The sequence below is a fragment of the Paenibacillus sp. FSL E2-0151 genome (assembly GCF_037993015.1).
GTDB lineage: Bacteria > Bacillota > Bacilli > Paenibacillales > Paenibacillaceae > Paenibacillus > Paenibacillus amylolyticus.
Genome location: NZ_CP150308.1, coordinates 6,069,420 through 6,086,951, shown reverse-complemented (window position 1 = coordinate 6,086,951; position 17,532 = coordinate 6,069,420). Strand labels below are relative to the sequence as shown.

Here is a 17,532-nt window from a genome sequence, read left to right as displayed (position 1 = left end):
GGCTCAGCAGATCGGCAGATAGAACCGGAAGGTTGTACCTTGTCCTTCTTTACTAGTAAAGGAAATATGGCCTCCATGTGCTTCAATAATGCTTTGGCAGATAGAAAGGCCCAGCCCTGTACCTTCCTGAACACGTTGTTCTGCATGACTCGCCTGGCCTCTGAAGTAACGCTGAAAAACAAACGGCATGTCCTGTACACGTATTCCCTGACCCGAATCGGCAATCGTCACATTCAAATGCTCAGATTCCAGTTCCATATCTATACGTATCGTGTCTCCTGGAGCTGTATGCTTGAGGGCATTGGCGGCAAGATTGGAGATCACCTGTTCAATTCGAGTGGGGTCGATAGCGATTAACACATTGGGGATGTAGTTGGGTCCTTTATAGATAAGCCCCTTTGTTAGGACAACATGTTCAATAGGTTTCAACATCGTCTCCAGTATAGGCCCACTGTACAACTCACGGGTTTCCACCGAAATTTGCCCCAATTCCTGAAGTGCATGAACTAGCAGATCCTCCACAAGGCGGGCTGTTTTATCCGTATGGGTTCGCATCACTCCCATATATTCCATCAGCGTCTCCTGATCGTTGCATAGTCCTTCCTCAATAGCTTCTATGTATGCTTTTATCGTGGTAATTGGTGTTTTAATGTCATGAGATATATTGGTGATGAGTTCTTTTTGTGCTTGTTCCTGCTGAATACGCTGCTCGCTCATATGTTTAATCTCCGTGCGCATTAGATCAAACATGGCATATACTTCGAGCAATTCATCGTTCCGGTTGTACTGGATTTTTTCTTCATAATTGCCTTTAAGCATGGATTCCGCATGTTGCTTCAATTGATGGATGGGAGAGAGCAGGTGTTTGTCCAGTTTTCGTTTCATCCAGAATAGAAATAAGCTCAGAATCAGTGACAGGAGCAGGAGTGCGCTAATCAATATAACCGGAAAAGTCATCGATTGCTGAACCGTAACCATGGCTTGGGGGATGGAAAAGATGGCATTGCCGATCTGACTTCCCGTGGGTCCGTCCATCACAGGAAACGCCATATCAAGCCAATCGTTACCATCCGCGGCCTGAGTGGCATGATGCAGATCATAATGAAGAGCTGTACGCAGATTAACTTGCGTCCCTTCAGAGGTGGGGTCGGAGGACAGAATGGCTTTTCCATCCAAGTTTAGATAGGTAAGCAGAACCCCGGTCTCTCTTGCGGTGGAACGTATGTCTTCACGAATATTTTGTTCATTAAGATGCTGATAATTTTGCTCCAAAGCGAGTAAGATCGGATTGACCTTGAGTCGAACCTGATTCAAGGATAGATTGGATTCGCCTGAATTTCGATCTTGTAACAGTATCATCGACAGTACAAGGATACTTGAAACGATAATAATGAGAAGCCCAAGTGTTGTTAACAACCAGCGTTTGGACCAGCTGTTCAATGACATGTGGATGCCTCCAATCTCACTTATTCGTAATTGAATTTGTAACCGACACCCCATACCGTCTTCAGAACGGTCGGATGCGAGGCATCTGCCTCAATCTTTTCACGTAGTCTGCGAATGTATACGGTTACGGTATTTTCATCACCGTAGGTTGCATATCCCCAGAGGGCGTCGAGCAACTGGGCTTTGGAGAATACCTGATTCTTATGGCTTGCCAAGTAATGAAGTAATTCGAATTCCTTGGCAGACAGAGAAACTTCCGATCCGTTTAATGTAACTTTATAGGCTTTTTTATCAATCACCAGGTTTCCAAGATGCAACAGATCTGTTCTGTCTCCAACGGATGTCATACTGTCATAACGCCTGAAGTGGGCATTAATTCGTGCTAACAATTCGCTCAGCGAGAAGGGCTTGGTCATATAGTCGTCTGCTCCAAAGCCAAGACCAAGTACCTTATCGGTATCACTGCCTCTGGCACTTAGAATGAGGATGGGGATATTGTTGCGCCTTCTGATCTCTCGACAGACCTCGATCCCGTCCATGTCCGGAAGCATAATGTCCAGAATGATATAGTCTGGTTGAATAAGCTCCATAACCTGAAGTCCATCTTGACCAGTGGCTGCCACGGCGGTTTCATATTGATTTTTGGTTAAATAATCTCGCAGAATGCGCGAAATATCTGATTCATCCTCAATGATGAGGACTTTGCGCTGGTGGGTTAGCATATGTATCGCTCCAGTATGATAGATATGGATTTAATGGATATGTATGAATTTGTAAAAAAACTGTCTCTATAATTGTACAGTCTTGTTCTGTGGGAGTCACATGAAAAAATATTGAAGTGAACTTCATTCTTATAAAAAACGTTCTGACTTCCAGTCGTACTGAAAGTTGATTACAGTTCAATGTATCAAAATAACCCATGAACCTCTTTAAGGTCATGGGTTTCTGATACTGAACATCATACATGCTCCAGATCATCGATAGGCTCATGCTGCTTGGATTTGAGATATTCCGCCGGAGACACACCAAAGTGTGCCCGGAATACCCGGTGGAAATAGGAGTAGCTCGCAAAACCGCAGGATTCGGCAATATGCTCCAGTGTCATTTCACTGTATTTCATTCGTTCCAGCGCCGCATTCAGACGGATCTCAATCGCATATTGAATCATGGTCTGATTGTAGTGCTCCTTAAATAAACGGACTGCACGTGACAGGCTGAGGCCCGCATAACGAGCCGCTTCATCAAGCTTGAACGTAACCGTGGCATGCTCCTCAATAAAACGTTTTAACTTCAGCGCAGAGGAAACTGCCCGATCGGTCTGAATATTCTCTTTAATTGCCCGGTCGATATATAGACATAATCCGCGCAGTAACGCATCCTTTAGCTCCGCATTTTCCTCAAGAGGCCCGCGACGTTTCTCAAGTAACATATTTCTCCACAGGCTGATGAGCTTGTCATCCAGTCCAATCCGGCTCACGGTAGATCGATGCTGCCGTTTCCACCAGTTCTCGATCCAGCTGCCCTCGCAGAACAGATAATAATCTCCGCTGGACAAGCGTCCTTCCTTATGTGGTTCATCGACCACGAGATGATAGTCGTCACCAGGCTTTAAGAGCAGCAAGTCCCCGCTAGTCATCCTGAATTCCTCATCCTGTACATACACTTTGCACGAGCCTTCGGTCTGCAGACGGAACAGGTAGGTTTGCAACTCGCCCTTCATATTATGAGTGAACGCCTTATAGTGGTATGAGTAGTCACAGATCAGTACAGATGTCTCTAACGTATCCAAAGATAAAATCCCCCAATATGTACATCCTGCATGCATTCAAATGGGCTACATTCAATTGATGCAAAATGATGGAAATAAAATTTGATCAGATAGTTCATGTTCTGACTATATTGTATATGTTCATTCTAGCCTGTTTTGCGTTAGGATGATACCAGATAGAGCAATGAAAGCAAATTTGAGAACAGAGGTGTATCCTACATGAAAAAACTTAATATTGGTTTGCAATTGTTTACACTCCGTGATGAAACTGCAGCAGATTTTCGTGGTACGTTGCGTAAAGTAGCGGCCCTTGGATATGAAGGTGTGGAGTTTGCCGGATATGGCGATATTCCAGCTGAGGAAATGAAAGCGCTACTAGATGAACTTGGACTGAAAGGATTCAGCAGCCACGTTTCACTACATGCAATGCGCGAAGACTTGCAAAAACAAATCGATTACCTAAAAACAATTGGTGCACAATATATCATTTGCCCTTACCTGATGCCAGAAGATCGTCCTGAGAATGCAGAAGGTTGGACCAAGCTATTCGCTGAGTTACAACAATATGGAGCTGAAGCAGCGAAACAAGGATTGATCTTCGGATACCATAACCATGACTTTGAATTCCATGGCCAGGTTGGCGATGCCAATGCCTTTGATGCCATGTTCGCTCAAACATCACCGGAAGCGGTAAAAGTGGAAATGGACGTATGTTGGGTACAATTTGCGGGACAAAATCCGATCGAGTATATTAAACAATATGCGGGTCGCTTGCCGCTGCTTCATCTGAAGGACTTCAGCAAAGACGAACAGGGCCAGATGAAAACACTGGAATTGGGACAAGGTTCGGTTGACCTGCCAGCTGTTATTGAAGGCGCTACGAATGCAGGCGTGGAATGGCTGATCGTGGAACAAGACGTATGTCAGAATCCTCCGTTTGAGAGCGTATCCAACAGCTACAACTGGTTGAAAGAAAACTACCTGAATCAATTCTAATGGACCATCGAACCATGAAAAATGCTAATCTATTTGTCAAAGGAGACTTATGTACATGAGTAAAATTAAAGTTGCTGTATTCGGCTGTGGAGCCATTGCCGAGCGCAGACATATTCCAGAGTACGCTGCCAATGAGAACGTAGAACTTGTCGCTTTTGCCGATCCGGTTGTGGAGCGTGCGGAGAAGATGGCCGAGACTTACGGCGGTAAAGCGTATTCCAGTTACGAAGAATTGCTTGCAAACGAAATAGTGGATGCCGTTAGTGTGTGTACACCAAACTATCTGCATGCGCCAATGGCAATTGCTGCTGCAAATGCAGGCAAGCATGTATTGGTTGAGAAACCAATGGCAGTATCCACTGAAGAAGGCGAGCAAATGATCGAAGCTGCCAAGAAAAATGGCGTGTATTTGATGGTTGGACACAACCAGCGTTTGATGCCTCCTCACGTAAAAGCAAAAGAAATTCTTGAATCCGGCAAACTCGGTAAAGTCCTGAATTTCCGTACATCGTTTGGTCACCCGGGTCCGGAAGGATGGAGTGTGGACGGAGCTGAAAGCTGGTTCTTCCGTAAAGAAGAAGCGATTATGGGCGCAATGGGCGATCTGGGCGTGCACAAATCCGACTTCATTCGTTATCTGCTGAATGATGAAGTATCTGAAGTGGCTGGTTTCATCAGCACACTGCACAAGGAAGGCACTAAAGTTGACGATAACGCAACTTGTTTGCTGCGTATGAAGAGCGGAGCGATCGGAACGCTCGTAGCAAGCTGGACACAATACAGAGCTGGAGACAACAGTACAGTGCTGTGGTGCGAGAATGGTGTTATGAAGATCGGAACAGTGGAAGGCGATGAAGTTATCGTTGAGCTCACCAATGGTACAGTTGAGACGTACAAAGTTGGTGCCATGGCTACCAACGAGAAACAAGTGCCGAGTGGTGTCATTGACGCATTTGTAGAGTCGATTGTAACCCAAACACCTCCAGCGATTTCCGGGGAAGAGGGCTTGCGTTCCCTGCAAGTGATCCTGGCAGCATTCGAATCCGAGAAAACAGGTCAGATCGTTAAACTGTAATCCAACCGAATGGCATTGCAATTTCTAACATTCTATATGGCTTAATCTACGATATAAAGGACTTACCTTCAGAGATGTGCTCTGGGGTAAGTCCTTCTGTATTTGTTGATGGAATGATTAATTTTCTTTAGGTGCCAGCCGGTACATCACTGCCCAGATCCAACCATGCGATTTCAGCAGGAGTAAGCGTGATGCGTGATCCTTCGTCACAGGAGAGCAGTTCTGCCTGATTCTGGGCTCCGATCAGCGCACAGGTTGGGAACGTCTGATTCAATACATAAGCAAGTGCAATCTGGATTGGTGTTGTTTTCTTGGAATTAGCCAATTGTTCAGCCCGATGCAACCGTTCCCAGTTATCATCACTGTAGAATACACGCACCAGATCTTCGTTATCCCGAACCTCAGGTGTGAATCTTCCAGTGAAGAAACCACGTGCTTGGGACGACCAGGATAGCAATGGTAGTTTGGTTTGCTCATGCCATGCCAGCGTCTCTGCATCTGCTGACACACAGCCTTCCCAGAAAGGTTCGTTTGCTTTGGCGAGACTGAGATTTGGACTGCTGAATGTGAAGCCCTTCAGGCCATTTGCCGCAGCGTATGCATTGGCTTCCTCGAGCCGCTGCCAGGTCCAGTTGGATGCGCCAATTGCGCCGATTTTGCCGGATTCAATATGTTCGTTCAGTGCTTCAAGAATAACACTGACAGGGGTATTGGGATCATCGCGGTGCAAGGCATACATCTCTACGTGATCTGTCTGAAGACGCTCCAGACTTTCCATCAAGTCACTGCGGATGGCATCAGCGTTCACACGTGGCCCATTCTGGTCATGATGCGCGCCTTTGGTGAGAATGACGATCTGGTCGCGGTTACCACGTTCCTTCATGTAACGACCAAGGACTTCTTCACTCTGTCCACCACAATAGATATGTGCTGTATCTACAGTGTTACCGCCAATCGACAGAAAAGCATCCATGTTCGTAGCTGCTTTATCGTAGGCATTATGCACGAAATAATCGGTTCCTTTAATCAATCGGGAGACACGTTTACCTGCACCAGCAATTTCGATATATTCCATAAGTCAGTTCATCCTCTCAATTATAGTGTAATTCGTGTACGTTCTTCCGCTGAACGAAGGCAAGCTTCCAGTACTTTCATATTAGCTACCGCATCGGAAGGGGCGAAGCGCAGATCCTTGCCCTGAAGTACAGCACGTGCCATATCATCTCCCTGTAGAGAGTAGTGGTTCACTTGCGGGACTTCAATCTCTCTGCGTTCACCACCAGCCGTTACATAGAAGTTGGAACTGCGGTCCTGTCCGCTGATAAATGCCGAAGGGACTTCAATAATCCCGTCGGACCCCAGTACCTCCAGCGTATTGCGGAAGGCTGCCCACATGCTGCTGTCAAAGGTCACACCAACGTGATTATCGAATTCCAGCAGTCCGGAAGCCATCATATCGACTTGATCATGCTGTGGGGAGAACATGCCAATAACAGTGGCTGCACTTGGTTCTTGACCAAGCAGCAGACGTGCTACACTGATGGAATAACATCCGATATCATACAGTGCACCTCCGCCCCAATCCCGCCGGAAGCGGACATTGCCGGATGCATTGGAGTTATTAAATGAAAATGTGCTGTGCATACCACGAATCTCACCAATCTCACCGCTGGCAATGATATCTCGAATCTGCTCATATCTTGGATGATGGCGGTACATGAATGCTTCAGCCAGATGCACACCTGCATCTGCACAAGCTTGAACCATCTCCTGAGCTTCCTGTTCTGTCAGAGCCAGTGGTTTTTCGCACAAAATATGTTTGCCTGCTTCAGCAGCCCGGATCGTCCATTCCCGATGAAGATGATTCGGCAGTGGGATATATACGGCATCAATGGAATCATCAGCGAGCAAATCTTCATAACTGCCATAAGCCTTGTCGATCCCAAGTTGTTCGGCCGTCTGTTTGGCTTTATCTTCGTCTCGACTGGCAATCGCGGTTACTTCATTTAACTCGGATTGCTGCAGGCCTGGAATGACGGATTCCACAGCAATGCTAGCGCTACCAAGAATGCCCCAACGCAATTTTTGAACTGAATTCATGTGTTGTATCCTCCCGTTTATGAATGTATATTGTGATTATAAAGAATAGATCAATGAATTAAAATGATAATATATTGAAGTTAGTTAACACAATATTGTTGATCAAGGAGAACCGGCTATGATGAGACAAACCGTATTGCTTACCCTGCAGGATATTCCATATTTTTGTTATCCCGAGTCCGTTGGACATTATATGGACCACGTCCAGCATTCCGTGTTGCGTGAGGCTGGCGTACTGAACAACTTTAATATTCACTACGTGGCTTCGGGCAAGGGATATGTGGAAGTGGACGGGGTGGTACATGAGCTTCGCGCAGGTCAGGCGTTTCTCTATTTCCCGCAGCAGCGGCAACATTATTATAGTAGTGAAGATGATCCATGGGATGTACGATGGGTTCATTTTTACGGTGAACGTCTGCATGATTATATGATCGAGCGGGGGTTACATCGCAATCTATTGTGGACACTGCGGCAACGCAGCTCTTGGGAAGAGGCTCATCTGGCCTTGCTCACTGAAGCGGAACAGAACACCATGCTGCGTCCAGCTCAGCTATCCACACTGACCTATGCCGTACTTGCCGAGTTCGTGCAGCATGCAGTACCTTTAAAGAGCACACGTACCACAAGTAAGGCGGAGAATCGGGTTCTTGCACTTCTTCCACAGATGCAGCAGGAGGCCTGTCAACCTTTCCTGTTGCAGGACTGGGCGGATCTTGCAGGTGTGAGTTCGTATTACTTTTGCAAAATGTTCAAGAGTGCTGTGGAGATGACGCCCATGGAATTTATCACTCGTTCACGACTACAGATGGCGAAGCAATGGTTACTCGAACGGCCTACGGCCAACATTGGACAAATCGCGGAGGAAGCGGGGTATCCCAATGCCAGTTATTTTAACCGCCAGTTCATGGCTCATGAGGGGATGACACCTACGGATTACCGCGGATTGTATCACAATTAACCCGTATCCTTTCGATGTTGCCAGCGATTGAGGTATAGTGGTTTGACACAGAGCTCAATCAAGTCTATTATGGATAAATTAAATCCGTATATAATGAGGTGCCCTCATGAAATATTCAAAAGCGACAAATTATGCTTTGCATACGATGCTTCATCTTGTAAGTACTGCCCCCGAACAGCTGGTTAGTGTACACCAACTTGCAGAATTGCAGAAGGTATCCCCAACCTATCTGTCCAAAATATTGACCAAATTGGTTAAGGCGGGCATGATCGAATCAACTTCTGGCGCCAATGGTGGCTACCGGCTTAGTCGTAAAAATCCGGATCCTTCTTTCCTGGAGATCATTCATGCGATTGAAGGTCAGGCGTCCCTGTTCGAATGTTCCCAGAATCATAACGCAGGCTGTTTGATCCAGCAGGTGATGGTGCAGGCGGAAGAAGAGATGGAAAGTTTTTTGAACAATAAAAAAATGTCAGAACTGGCTTCCCAGATGAAGGGTGCACATTCCCTGTAACTTGCACTAGAAGTGATCTTTCCCCAACCTCGCGAGAGGTAAGGAAAGATTTTTTTGTATCGTTGTACCTAATAGAAGGCGAATGGTACAATAAGGAAGGTATAGTATGCATACATACATGATCCTAATCTTACATCACATTTTACATCTCTGGAGGGACAACACATGGGCCAATCAACGATCACAGGACTGGAACAATTGCTCGCGCTTGAAAACATTCGGAATACCAAGGCACGTTATTGCCGCTATATTGATACGAAACAGTGGGATACCTTGAGTGATGTGTTTGCTCCGGATGCAGTGGCCGATTTCAGCACAGAAGGCAATCCAATTCCGGTATTAACAGGCCGTGATACGATCGTACAAGTATTCCGTGATCTGGTGGATGTTGCCGTAACCGTGCACCATGTTCATAGCGCCGAAGTTGAATTTGTATCTGAGAACGAAGCAAAGGTCATCTCCCCAATGGAAGATTGGGTCACGTTCCCGGAGGGCAATGAGAACAAATCATTCCACGGATTTGGGCATTACCACGAAACTTTTGTCAAAATCGACGGCCAGTGGTACATCAAACATACAAGTCTGAAACGTCTTCGTTTGGACCTGTTTGAATAGTATACTCAGTTTAGAAGAATAGAGAAGTTGGTCAACCATAAAATAATAGCCCCGAGGAGTGTGATGAACGCATCCTTGGGGCTGTTTTGTGTTAGTGGAAGAGGGCAGCTGACACATGCATCATGCATAGAAAATAGGTAGAAAAAAAGCCAGGTTCAGAACCCGAGGGTCCCTTGCTGACTTCTTTTGGTTAGTTATGATATTAAATCTGATGACTTGTTTTCGTGACTTTCCGTGACTGCATTCTCAGATACACCTGAGAGAAAATAACGGATGCCAGTGCGACCACAGTCATGCCCCAGAAAATATTGGTGTACGCTGAGGACAGTGGCATGTTTTGCATCGCCGTTAATGCTACGCCAGTAACAGCAACACTGAAAGCACCGCTGAAGAACTGACTGAGTTGGAACAGCCCCATACCTGCGCCCACCTGATCCATAGTCAGATTTCCAGACAATTCATTGGACACGCTGGTGGTTAGGGAAGAGAAGCCTACGCTGAGCAGGACATACACGGCCATGATGGCGTAGATGTTATTGTCTGCAAATAAGGCGAATAGTCCGGCAGCTGCCAGTAGTAGCCATGGGGCAAACTTCAGTAGCAACGTATTGCCATGTCGGTCAATCATGCGGCCGATCCGGTTGGACAGCAGCATAGACACAACTGCACCCGGGAAGATGACGAGTCCCGATTGAGCAGGTGTCAGTCCATATAGATGCGCCAAAATTTGAGGTAACAGGAACAACGTTGAGAAGTTATTGATGTACGATACAATCCCCAGCGAGCTGAGCATCATATATTTTTTATCTTTGAACAAAGCAGGTTGAACAAATGGATCTGCCGCGCGCCGAATTCGGAGCCAGAACAGAAGCAGTGCCGCAGCACCGATAACAAGCGTGAACCACTGACGGGAAGTCAGGAATAACAGCACACCGGTAGTACCGATGGCGAGAAGCACGGCACCCAGCAGGTCAAATGAACCTTTTTGCGGTGTTTCCCGCGGAAGCAGTTTGAAAAATACAGGAATCAAGAATAACGTTAATCCCGTAACGATAAACAGATCGTGCCATCCCAGAAATTGTGTGATACTTCCGCCGATGACGGGACCGAGTCCAAGACCCAGTGAACTGGCGGACATGATGACAGCCATTGATTTACCCCGGCGATCATGTGGAATGTACCGGGTAATTAGCACAATGGCAAGCCCCGGAACCGAAGCAGCACCCGCAGCCTGGATCAGACGTGCAATGAGCAAAATGATGAAATGATTACTGAAGAACCCGAGAACCGATGCCGCACCAAGTAACGTAAGCCCGGTCGTGAATAATGTACGAATAGGTATGAAATCGGATAGACGTGAGAACGTAATCGAAGAAATGGCAAATACAATGGAATACCCTGTAACAATCCATGAGGAAGCGACGGATGTAAGCATAAATTCGGCTGCAATTTTGGGCAGGGCCAGATTAAACATCATTGTATTCATAACAACGAGTACAACGGTGAAGCCAAGCAAGCTTACAATTAATCCTTCCTGTATTCCGGTCCGTTCCCCTGATGATGCGGTTGCGGTGTTGTTCATAAAAACCTCCTAAAGTGATGTGTATTTCGCAACATTTCAGAAACGGTGTGTAACATTTGCAAAATGTAATATGATGTCAATCCCGTGCCTAACAGCAGGGGTTACATAACGAAATCATTAAAGTTCGATTGGTGTCGAACATTAGAAATATATCATGGATCTGTGTTAAAATACAATGGATAGTCTGAAAAAAGGAGACTACAATATGAAGATTTTACATCATCCACAAGTATCAGATATTGAACTTTCCTCCGTATTGTACGCATTAAGCGACCCGACCCGTCTTGGGATTGTTGCCGAAGCAGCGAGAAGCGGGGAGCAGCCGTGCAGTCATTTTCATGCACCTGTTGTGAAGTCAACGATGTCGCATCACATTCGTACCCTGCGAGAAGCTGGAGTCATTCGGGTCAGAGTGCAGGGCACACAGCATTTTCTCACCCTGCGATCCGATGATTTGGAAACGCGCTTTCCAGGACTCCTGCAACCGTTATTGCAGGCCGCAGCTCAGTCGAGCACAGATCCTTCCTAAATGTTGTCCTTTCTTCAGGTCGAAGAGGGGACATTTTTATTTTCTTTTGAAATACTTCTAATACTGATGCGACATTCTGTGTCGTACCATGCCCTATATAATAACGGTGAACACACAAACCATATCGAAAAGAGGTTCACAACCATTGGCAAAAACCAAAAGAGGACGCGTTTTGTGGAGTCTTCCTTCCAGGGGCCGGGGAACATGCCCGGTGTGTAGCAGTACCCGAATTAAATTGTTGTATACGCAAACAAAAACAGACGGTACAAGTCTGAAAGTATGCAAGAAATGCTCCAAAGCCGTGCAATCCAGAGTGGATAAGGCACATGTATAACATAACTGGCCTGTTCTTCAGAACGGGCCATGTCTTTTGATATAATCTAATATATTAGGAATGGATGAGATGGGGGCGGGAAGATGAGTAACATGCATCGGATTCACTGGTTTGACGAACAGATTCGGGGTGGACGTTTTCCGAATAGCAGCTGGCTTGCCCGTGAATTTGAAATCTCCCGTCGTCAGGCTCAGCGTGATATTGAATATATGGCAAGTTCCTTGAGAGCCCCTTTGGTGTATATGGCGAAATATCGGGGCTATTGTTATGAGGATCAGACTTTTCGATTGCCCCATTTGTATATGACCGAAGAAGAGCAGCGTGTGCTGAAATATCTAGCGCATCGTTACCGGCATTACGATTATGATCAATCGGACGCGGTGAAACGTGTAGCGCATTTGCTGGAGCGTTTTACGTTGGAGGAACAACAGATGGGAAGTAGTGAGCTCCCAGTGTTTTCGGCGCAACCGAAGCAACTGCAATTCTTTGAATTGTTGTCCCATGCCATAACTGACTTGCGCAGAGTACATATTCATTACAGGGATCACGATGGAGAACGGCAGTTTTCCTTGTGTCCATTAAAGATGATATCCCAGTTTAACGCCGATTACGTGGTGGGTTATGAAGCAGACCCTGTACAGCAAGTGGCCATTCGCTTGGAGGGCATTGTTCATGTATCGATCTTGAATGAGAGATTTGAGTACAAGTCAGATGCTCTCCTAGGTGGATGGGAAGAAACACTGCCTGTGCGTAAACCGTTTGTAGCTGAGATTCGCTTGAAGGAATTGCAGCAAATGGACCTATGGGAAGGGTATCGTATTCGGGCTAGGCAAGATCAGATTTATTCAATTGAATTTTATGACATGGACGCTTTCTTACAGCATTTGTTTGTTAGTGAATGGGAGGAACTTTTGTCTCCTGGGTGGCTTAGACGCAAGCTTCAGCAAAGCGCAGAAGGATTAATTGCCAGGCTCGCGATACAAGGTAAGAAAAACGTGGAATAAACCAGTGTAGAGAGGAGAAGATCCATCCTTGGCTGAGAACATTTTAGATAACCTCATCATGAAGCGGGAGTCCAAATCGTACGTGGATAGTCTGCATGCGATACTAACCCATACAGGCCAGTTTCAAGGTTCCAAGGTTGTACTTGCCGGATATACGGGCATGGCTTTCAAGCTGTCGGTACATCGCAGACTACTTCCCATGTCGGTTACAGCGTATGGACAATGGGGGGAAGCACATCGTCCCGGAGTTGATAACCTGGGGATATTCACGATCTGGGATGGGGGACGTACACGTCATTCCACGTTCGGTTATTATCAGCAGGATGCAGTGAATTGGGTGAGACGGAGTATTGATGAAGGCACTGGTGTGATTTACTGGATTCCTGAGTTTGGTGTTATTCATGGATATGATGACAGTGACCGCATCTTTTATGTGCAAGACGGATGGAGCAAGGAACCGCAGATTTTGCTATATGATAATTTCGGCTTGAACTTTTCCGGATTTTGGTATTGTCAGGTGTTTGGTGATCAGGTCCGCATCCCTGAACAGCAGATGCTGCTGGAATCCCTGCGACTGGCGATTGAGGATTGGGATATTCCCTATCGTCTGTTACCTGATCAGAATATTACTTCAGGTAGAAAGGCATATGATGTGTGGGTGGAGGCCCTGCGGAGTGGGGATTTCGATGAAACCGGTGCAGGTTATATTTTGGAATCCTTCTGCCATTCGCGAACCGAAATAAGGATGTATTTGCAGGGTGTTCGAGGGATATGGAACGAACTGGACCAGGCTTGTGCATGTTATGAACAACTTGGGACGTTAATTGACCAAATGAAAGGATATATGGTTCAGCAGGAGTATAGACGTGTCTTGCGACCAGACACCACAGAAGATTTAGCACAAGTACTCGTGAAGGCGAAAGCACTGGAAGAGCAGGCCATTGATTATTTTCGAGTGATATCCAGGAAGTATCCTGACCGTAAAAGGTCCACTATACCACGGTGGGGAGCACATTCCGCACGATAGGATGAGAGGGGAAGGGAGTGAAGGATGATGGCGACAAAAGTAGTATTGCAGGACTGGCTTCAATCCCCGCAAGCTGCGAGTTTTGCTGATGAATATAGATCATGGAGCGGTGTGAGCGCATATACAGATGCGTTGTTTCGCATTTTATTACATAAACAGTGGACGGTTTTCCCACACCACATGATTGCAGGTATGACAGCAAGTGCATTCCGATTAGTGGTGGATCGGCGTATGACGTCAGAGTCAATCTCCGCATACAATTGGATGGCAGAGAACTTTGTCGCAGCAGACTTCATTGGTGTGACAACGGGACAACATGGTGGATTTTCATTTGAACCGACTTTTCCGCTCTATCAGAAGCAGGCTCTGCTGGATATCAAAGCTTCCATTGACCGGGGCGTAGGTGCGATTCTCTGGCACGATCAATTTGTCATTGTTATTGGATATGATGATGTGGAACGGGTCTTATTCATCTGTGAAAGTCAAGGTGATGAAATCATTCGTCTGCCCTATGATTCGTTTGGTAGGAACAGTACACCCTACTGGTATTATCAGGTTCTGGAAGCCTGTGCACCTATCGATTTATGGGAAGTCTGCAAGGAATCGTTAATCCAGGCCGTGTACAAATGGGAAACTCATGACTATATGCTGCCGCCCCAAGATTATGCCTGTGGGGCGGCTGCGTATGCCACTATTGCTGCTGCTTTGCAGTCAGGAACATATGACGCTGAACAAGCGGCAACTGTACTTTGCTATTATGCCAAATCAAGATTGGATATTGCCTCTTATGTTGCAGGACTTAAGCATCTGTCCATTCAAATGGACCAGGTCATAGACGAGTATGAGCTACTCGCAAACCTGTACACAATGATCATTGAGGAAATAGACAACTCCATCTCTTGGGATTCGAGAGAACCGGAATGTGTGCAAAGAGTAATTGAGCTTATCCGGAAGGCAGGGGCTACGGAACAACGTGCCATTGATGCCATTAAACATGTCTTTCCAGAGACGATAGGCAATCGTTTTAAGGATGTTGGATTAAGATGAATGGAGCATGATAGAGAAAATTGAAAAACTCAGCAGGAATAAAACCGGACAGGCCGCAGCCGATCCGGTTTATTTGTATTGAACATATATGCACATCAACTCATGTGATCCACGCTAATCATAACTTTTAAAAGAAAAATAACCAAAATTTTAATTTTGGGGTAATCCAAACCCCCTCTTGTTCCGAATATTATATTAGATGGTCTTTTTTGGATGATGATATTCAAGGACAACAGGGGGCGGGAGTATGGTACATAATCCGGAAACCATTCAGGAATGTATCGAACATGCACGGCAAAGGCTCTACCAGATTGCAGCTCAATATCCGGAACTATGGCATCCGGAGGTTATTCGACAATCCATGGTGCTGGATGAGTTAATTAATGAATATAACAACGCAACTCGCGGGAGAAAGATCTCGAATCAACTGAAATCATGATCTTTCTGAACAAAGAATTCCAAGAGGGGATTCCGTGTGTTTGCCTTACTCTTTTACCGCCCCGAGCACAATCCCCTTTACGAAGAAACGCTGCAAGAACGGATATACGAGCAGAATCGGCAGAGCGCCAATAAAGATCTGAGCCGCGTTCACCGTACGTTGAGACATGTTCTGGAGCTGCGTTGCATCCACGTTCATGTTGGAGAAATCTTGCTGTACTATTATGGTCTGCATTAACGTGGCGAGTGGATATTTGGAAGCATCATTCATATAGATCAGCCCGTCGAACCAGGAATTCCATTGACCTACCATGGTGAATAAGGAGATCGTCGCAATGGCGGGCATGGATACAGGCAGATAGATTTTGAACAGAGTTGTGATATGGTTGGCTCCATCAATGAATGCGGCTTCTTCCAGCTCTTTTGGAACATTGCGGAAAAAGTTCATCATGAGAATCAGGTTCCAGACAGCCACCGCCCCCGGCAAAATGAGAGCCCACATCGTATTAATCAGTCCAAGCTTCTGGATCAAAATATAGGATGGAATCAATCCCCCGCTAAACAGCATCGTGAAGATGAAAAACCACGCATATAATGAACGTCCCTTGAAGTGCAGACTCTCCTTGGATAACGGATAAGCTGTCAGGAAGACAAGTGTCATACTGAGCAGTGTGCCCAGAACCGTACGTTGGACTGAAATCCAGAGTGCACTCAGAAAGTTACTGTTACCAAATGTTTTGGTATAGGCGTCCACCGTAAAATCAATCGGCCAAAGTGTCACCAGATTGGCGGATGCTGCCGCTTTACCACTGAAGGAAACCGCCAGAATGTGGACCAGCGGCAGGATGCACAGGATCGAGACGGCCGCGATGAATATCAGGTTAAAACCATTGAATATACGGTACCCGGTTGTTTTGTGATACACCTTGATTCCTCCTTTGCATTTTGCATAATTCGATTTGAATCGCTCGCGTGTACAAGATATAGACGAACTGAACCATTTCGATCTCTATCTTGCTGATTGAAAGTCGCTGTCTGGATGTATGCAAAATGCCCCTTAAAAAATACGGTAATTGGCGATTTTGTATGCCATCCGGTACGCAGAGATGACCAGGAACATCGCGACAAATGATTTGAATAGTCCAACAGCGGTCGCAAAGCTCATTTTGCCATTCAGAATTCCCATCCGATAGACAAAGGTATCGATAATATCACCTTTCTCATATACCAGCGGATTGTACAGGTTAAAGATCTGGTCAAAGCCTGCATTCAGGATATTGCCCAGCGATAATGTACCTACCACGATAATCATCGGCACGAGTGCAGGCAGGGTAATGTGCAATGTCTGTCTGAGTCGTGTTGCCCCATCCACCTCTGAAGCCTCGTACAATGCCGGGTTAATGCCCGCAAGTGCTGCCAGAAATACAATTGTCCCGAATCCAAACTCCTTCCACACATCACTGACAACCACCGTTACACGGAACCAGTCGCCATCTCCCAGAAAAAAGATCGGTTCAACACCAGCCGCGGCTAAAACCTGGTTTACCAGCCCACCTTCCGGTGATAACATATCGAGCAGAATGCCGCCCAGGACAACCCAGGACAGGAAATGGGGCAGATACACCAAGGTCTGTGAGAAACGTTTGAACGTAGAGTTCCGAACCTCATTTAGCAAAATGGCGAACACCACGGGGGCCACAAGTCCGGCCACAATTTTCATCGAAGCAATCAGCACCGTGTTCCAGATGACCTGAACGCTGTCGGGATATTCGAACATGAACCGGAAGTTGTCCCAGCCCACCCATTTGGAGCCAGTGAATCCCAGCCACGGTTTGAAATCTTGAAAAGCAATAATAATGCCGCCCATGGGCACATAGGCGAACAGTAAAGTGAGCAGTACAGCAGGCAACAGCATTAGATGCAGCGGCCATGTGCGTTTGAAATTCCAGCGGGTACGTTTGCGTGGATGGGGTGTCATTTTTCGCACCGGCGTATTGGTTGTTAACGGTTGTTCTATAGCCATCAGGGTCCCTCCTTTATCTCGTCCAGCCCTGAAAGTGAGGCGAATAAGCCTCTGTACAGAGTGGAGCAACTGAATT

The 17,532-nt window shown here is 46.3% G+C and carries 19 protein-coding genes; 11 read left to right on the top strand and 8 right to left on the bottom strand.

What is annotated here, in order from left to right; all coding sequences use genetic code 11:
- Positions 1-3: 3 nt before the first annotated feature.
- The 3 genes from MHI55_RS27180 to MHI55_RS27170 all read right to left on the bottom strand — a co-directional run bounded on the left by MHI55_RS27180 (position 4) and on the right by MHI55_RS27170 (position 3,235).
- A complete protein-coding gene (locus tag MHI55_RS27180; protein ID WP_340387665.1) occupies positions 4-1,446 on the bottom strand; it encodes an ATP-binding protein in 1,443 nt (480 codons plus the stop codon).
- Positions 1,447-1,466: 20 nt separating this feature from the next.
- Positions 1,467-2,168: a response regulator transcription factor gene (locus MHI55_RS27175; RefSeq protein ID WP_340387663.1), complete on the bottom strand. Its 702-nt coding sequence runs from the start codon at positions 2,166-2,168 to the stop codon at positions 1,467-1,469.
- A 236-nt stretch (positions 2,169-2,404) separates the two neighbouring features.
- Entirely contained in the window at positions 2,405-3,235 is an 831-nt protein-coding gene (locus MHI55_RS27170) for an AraC family transcriptional regulator (RefSeq protein WP_036668130.1), read from the bottom strand.
- Between the two features lie 198 nt (positions 3,236-3,433).
- Here MHI55_RS27170 and MHI55_RS27165 point away from each other — a divergent pair, with 198 nt between their 5' ends.
- A complete protein-coding gene (locus tag MHI55_RS27165; RefSeq protein ID WP_340387661.1) occupies positions 3,434-4,210 on the top strand; it encodes a sugar phosphate isomerase/epimerase in 777 nt (258 codons plus the stop codon).
- A 55-nt stretch (positions 4,211-4,265) separates the two neighbouring features.
- Complete coding sequence (locus MHI55_RS27160) at positions 4,266-5,285, top strand: Gfo/Idh/MocA family oxidoreductase (protein ID WP_340387659.1); 1,020 nt, start codon at positions 4,266-4,268, stop codon at positions 5,283-5,285.
- Between the two features lie 127 nt (positions 5,286-5,412).
- On the opposite strand, the gene MHI55_RS27155 is transcribed toward MHI55_RS27160, so the two are convergent.
- Together MHI55_RS27155 and MHI55_RS27150 are read right to left on the bottom strand one after the other, a co-directional pair.
- Positions 5,413-6,360 carry an aldo/keto reductase gene (locus tag MHI55_RS27155; RefSeq protein ID WP_340387658.1) on the bottom strand — a complete coding sequence of 316 codons (948 nt, stop codon included), beginning with the start codon at positions 6,358-6,360 and terminating at the stop codon, positions 5,413-5,415.
- Between the two features lie 20 nt (positions 6,361-6,380).
- Positions 6,381-7,385 (bottom strand): Gfo/Idh/MocA family oxidoreductase, encoded by a 1,005-nt coding sequence (locus MHI55_RS27150; protein WP_340387656.1) that lies wholly within the window; start codon positions 7,383-7,385, stop codon positions 6,381-6,383.
- A gap of 118 nt (positions 7,386-7,503) precedes the next feature.
- Between MHI55_RS27150 and MHI55_RS27145 the strand changes: the two genes are divergently transcribed.
- The 3 genes from MHI55_RS27145 (at position 7,504) to MHI55_RS27135 (ending at position 9,472) form a co-directional block, all read left to right on the top strand.
- Entirely contained in the window at positions 7,504-8,343 is an 840-nt protein-coding gene (locus MHI55_RS27145; protein WP_340387655.1) for a helix-turn-helix domain-containing protein, read from the top strand.
- 106 nt (positions 8,344-8,449) lie between these two features.
- Positions 8,450-8,857: an Rrf2 family transcriptional regulator gene (locus MHI55_RS27140; protein ID WP_017692155.1), complete on the top strand. Its 408-nt coding sequence runs from the start codon at positions 8,450-8,452 to the stop codon at positions 8,855-8,857.
- A 165-nt stretch (positions 8,858-9,022) separates the two neighbouring features.
- Positions 9,023-9,472 carry a nuclear transport factor 2 family protein gene (locus MHI55_RS27135; protein ID WP_338707066.1) on the top strand — a complete coding sequence of 150 codons (450 nt, stop codon included), beginning with the start codon at positions 9,023-9,025 and terminating at the stop codon, positions 9,470-9,472.
- Between the two features lie 202 nt (positions 9,473-9,674).
- Here MHI55_RS27135 and MHI55_RS27130 read toward each other — a convergent pair whose 3' ends face one another.
- The gene (locus MHI55_RS27130) at positions 9,675-11,054 is read right to left on the bottom strand and encodes an MFS transporter (RefSeq protein WP_315373171.1); all 1,380 of its coding nucleotides are present in this window, start codon (positions 11,052-11,054) and stop codon (positions 9,675-9,677) included.
- A gap of 205 nt (positions 11,055-11,259) precedes the next feature.
- Here MHI55_RS27130 and MHI55_RS27125 point away from each other — a divergent pair, with 205 nt between their 5' ends.
- The 6 genes from MHI55_RS27125 (at position 11,260) to MHI55_RS27100 (ending at position 15,434) form a co-directional block, all read left to right on the top strand.
- A complete protein-coding gene (locus MHI55_RS27125) occupies positions 11,260-11,583 on the top strand; it encodes a helix-turn-helix transcriptional regulator (protein WP_036606795.1) in 324 nt (107 codons plus the stop codon).
- A gap of 145 nt (positions 11,584-11,728) precedes the next feature.
- On the top strand, positions 11,729-11,917 hold the full coding sequence (locus MHI55_RS27120) for a hypothetical protein (protein ID WP_076253532.1): 189 nt from the start codon (positions 11,729-11,731) through the stop codon (positions 11,915-11,917).
- Between the two features lie 83 nt (positions 11,918-12,000).
- Positions 12,001-12,921, top strand: coding sequence for a WYL domain-containing protein (locus MHI55_RS27115; protein WP_036606797.1), 921 nt, complete (start codon positions 12,001-12,003; stop codon positions 12,919-12,921).
- A 28-nt stretch (positions 12,922-12,949) separates the two neighbouring features.
- Positions 12,950-13,948 carry a hypothetical protein gene (locus tag MHI55_RS27110; protein ID WP_340387653.1) on the top strand — a complete coding sequence of 333 codons (999 nt, stop codon included), beginning with the start codon at positions 12,950-12,952 and terminating at the stop codon, positions 13,946-13,948.
- 24 nt (positions 13,949-13,972) lie between these two features.
- Positions 13,973-14,995, top strand: a complete 1,023-nt coding sequence (locus tag MHI55_RS27105; protein ID WP_340387651.1) for a hypothetical protein — start codon at positions 13,973-13,975, stop codon at positions 14,993-14,995.
- A 247-nt stretch (positions 14,996-15,242) separates the two neighbouring features.
- Positions 15,243-15,434, top strand: a complete 192-nt coding sequence (locus MHI55_RS27100) for an aspartyl-phosphate phosphatase Spo0E family protein (protein ID WP_076328857.1) — start codon at positions 15,243-15,245, stop codon at positions 15,432-15,434.
- A gap of 45 nt (positions 15,435-15,479) precedes the next feature.
- On the opposite strand, the gene MHI55_RS27095 is transcribed toward MHI55_RS27100, so the two are convergent.
- Together MHI55_RS27095 and MHI55_RS27090 are read right to left on the bottom strand one after the other, a co-directional pair.
- On the bottom strand, positions 15,480-16,358 hold the full coding sequence (locus MHI55_RS27095) for a carbohydrate ABC transporter permease (protein WP_017692164.1): 879 nt from the start codon (positions 16,356-16,358) through the stop codon (positions 15,480-15,482).
- A gap of 132 nt (positions 16,359-16,490) precedes the next feature.
- Complete coding sequence (locus MHI55_RS27090) at positions 16,491-17,411, bottom strand: ABC transporter permease subunit (RefSeq protein ID WP_036668173.1); 921 nt, start codon at positions 17,409-17,411, stop codon at positions 16,491-16,493.
- Positions 17,412-17,532 lie beyond the last annotated feature (121 nt).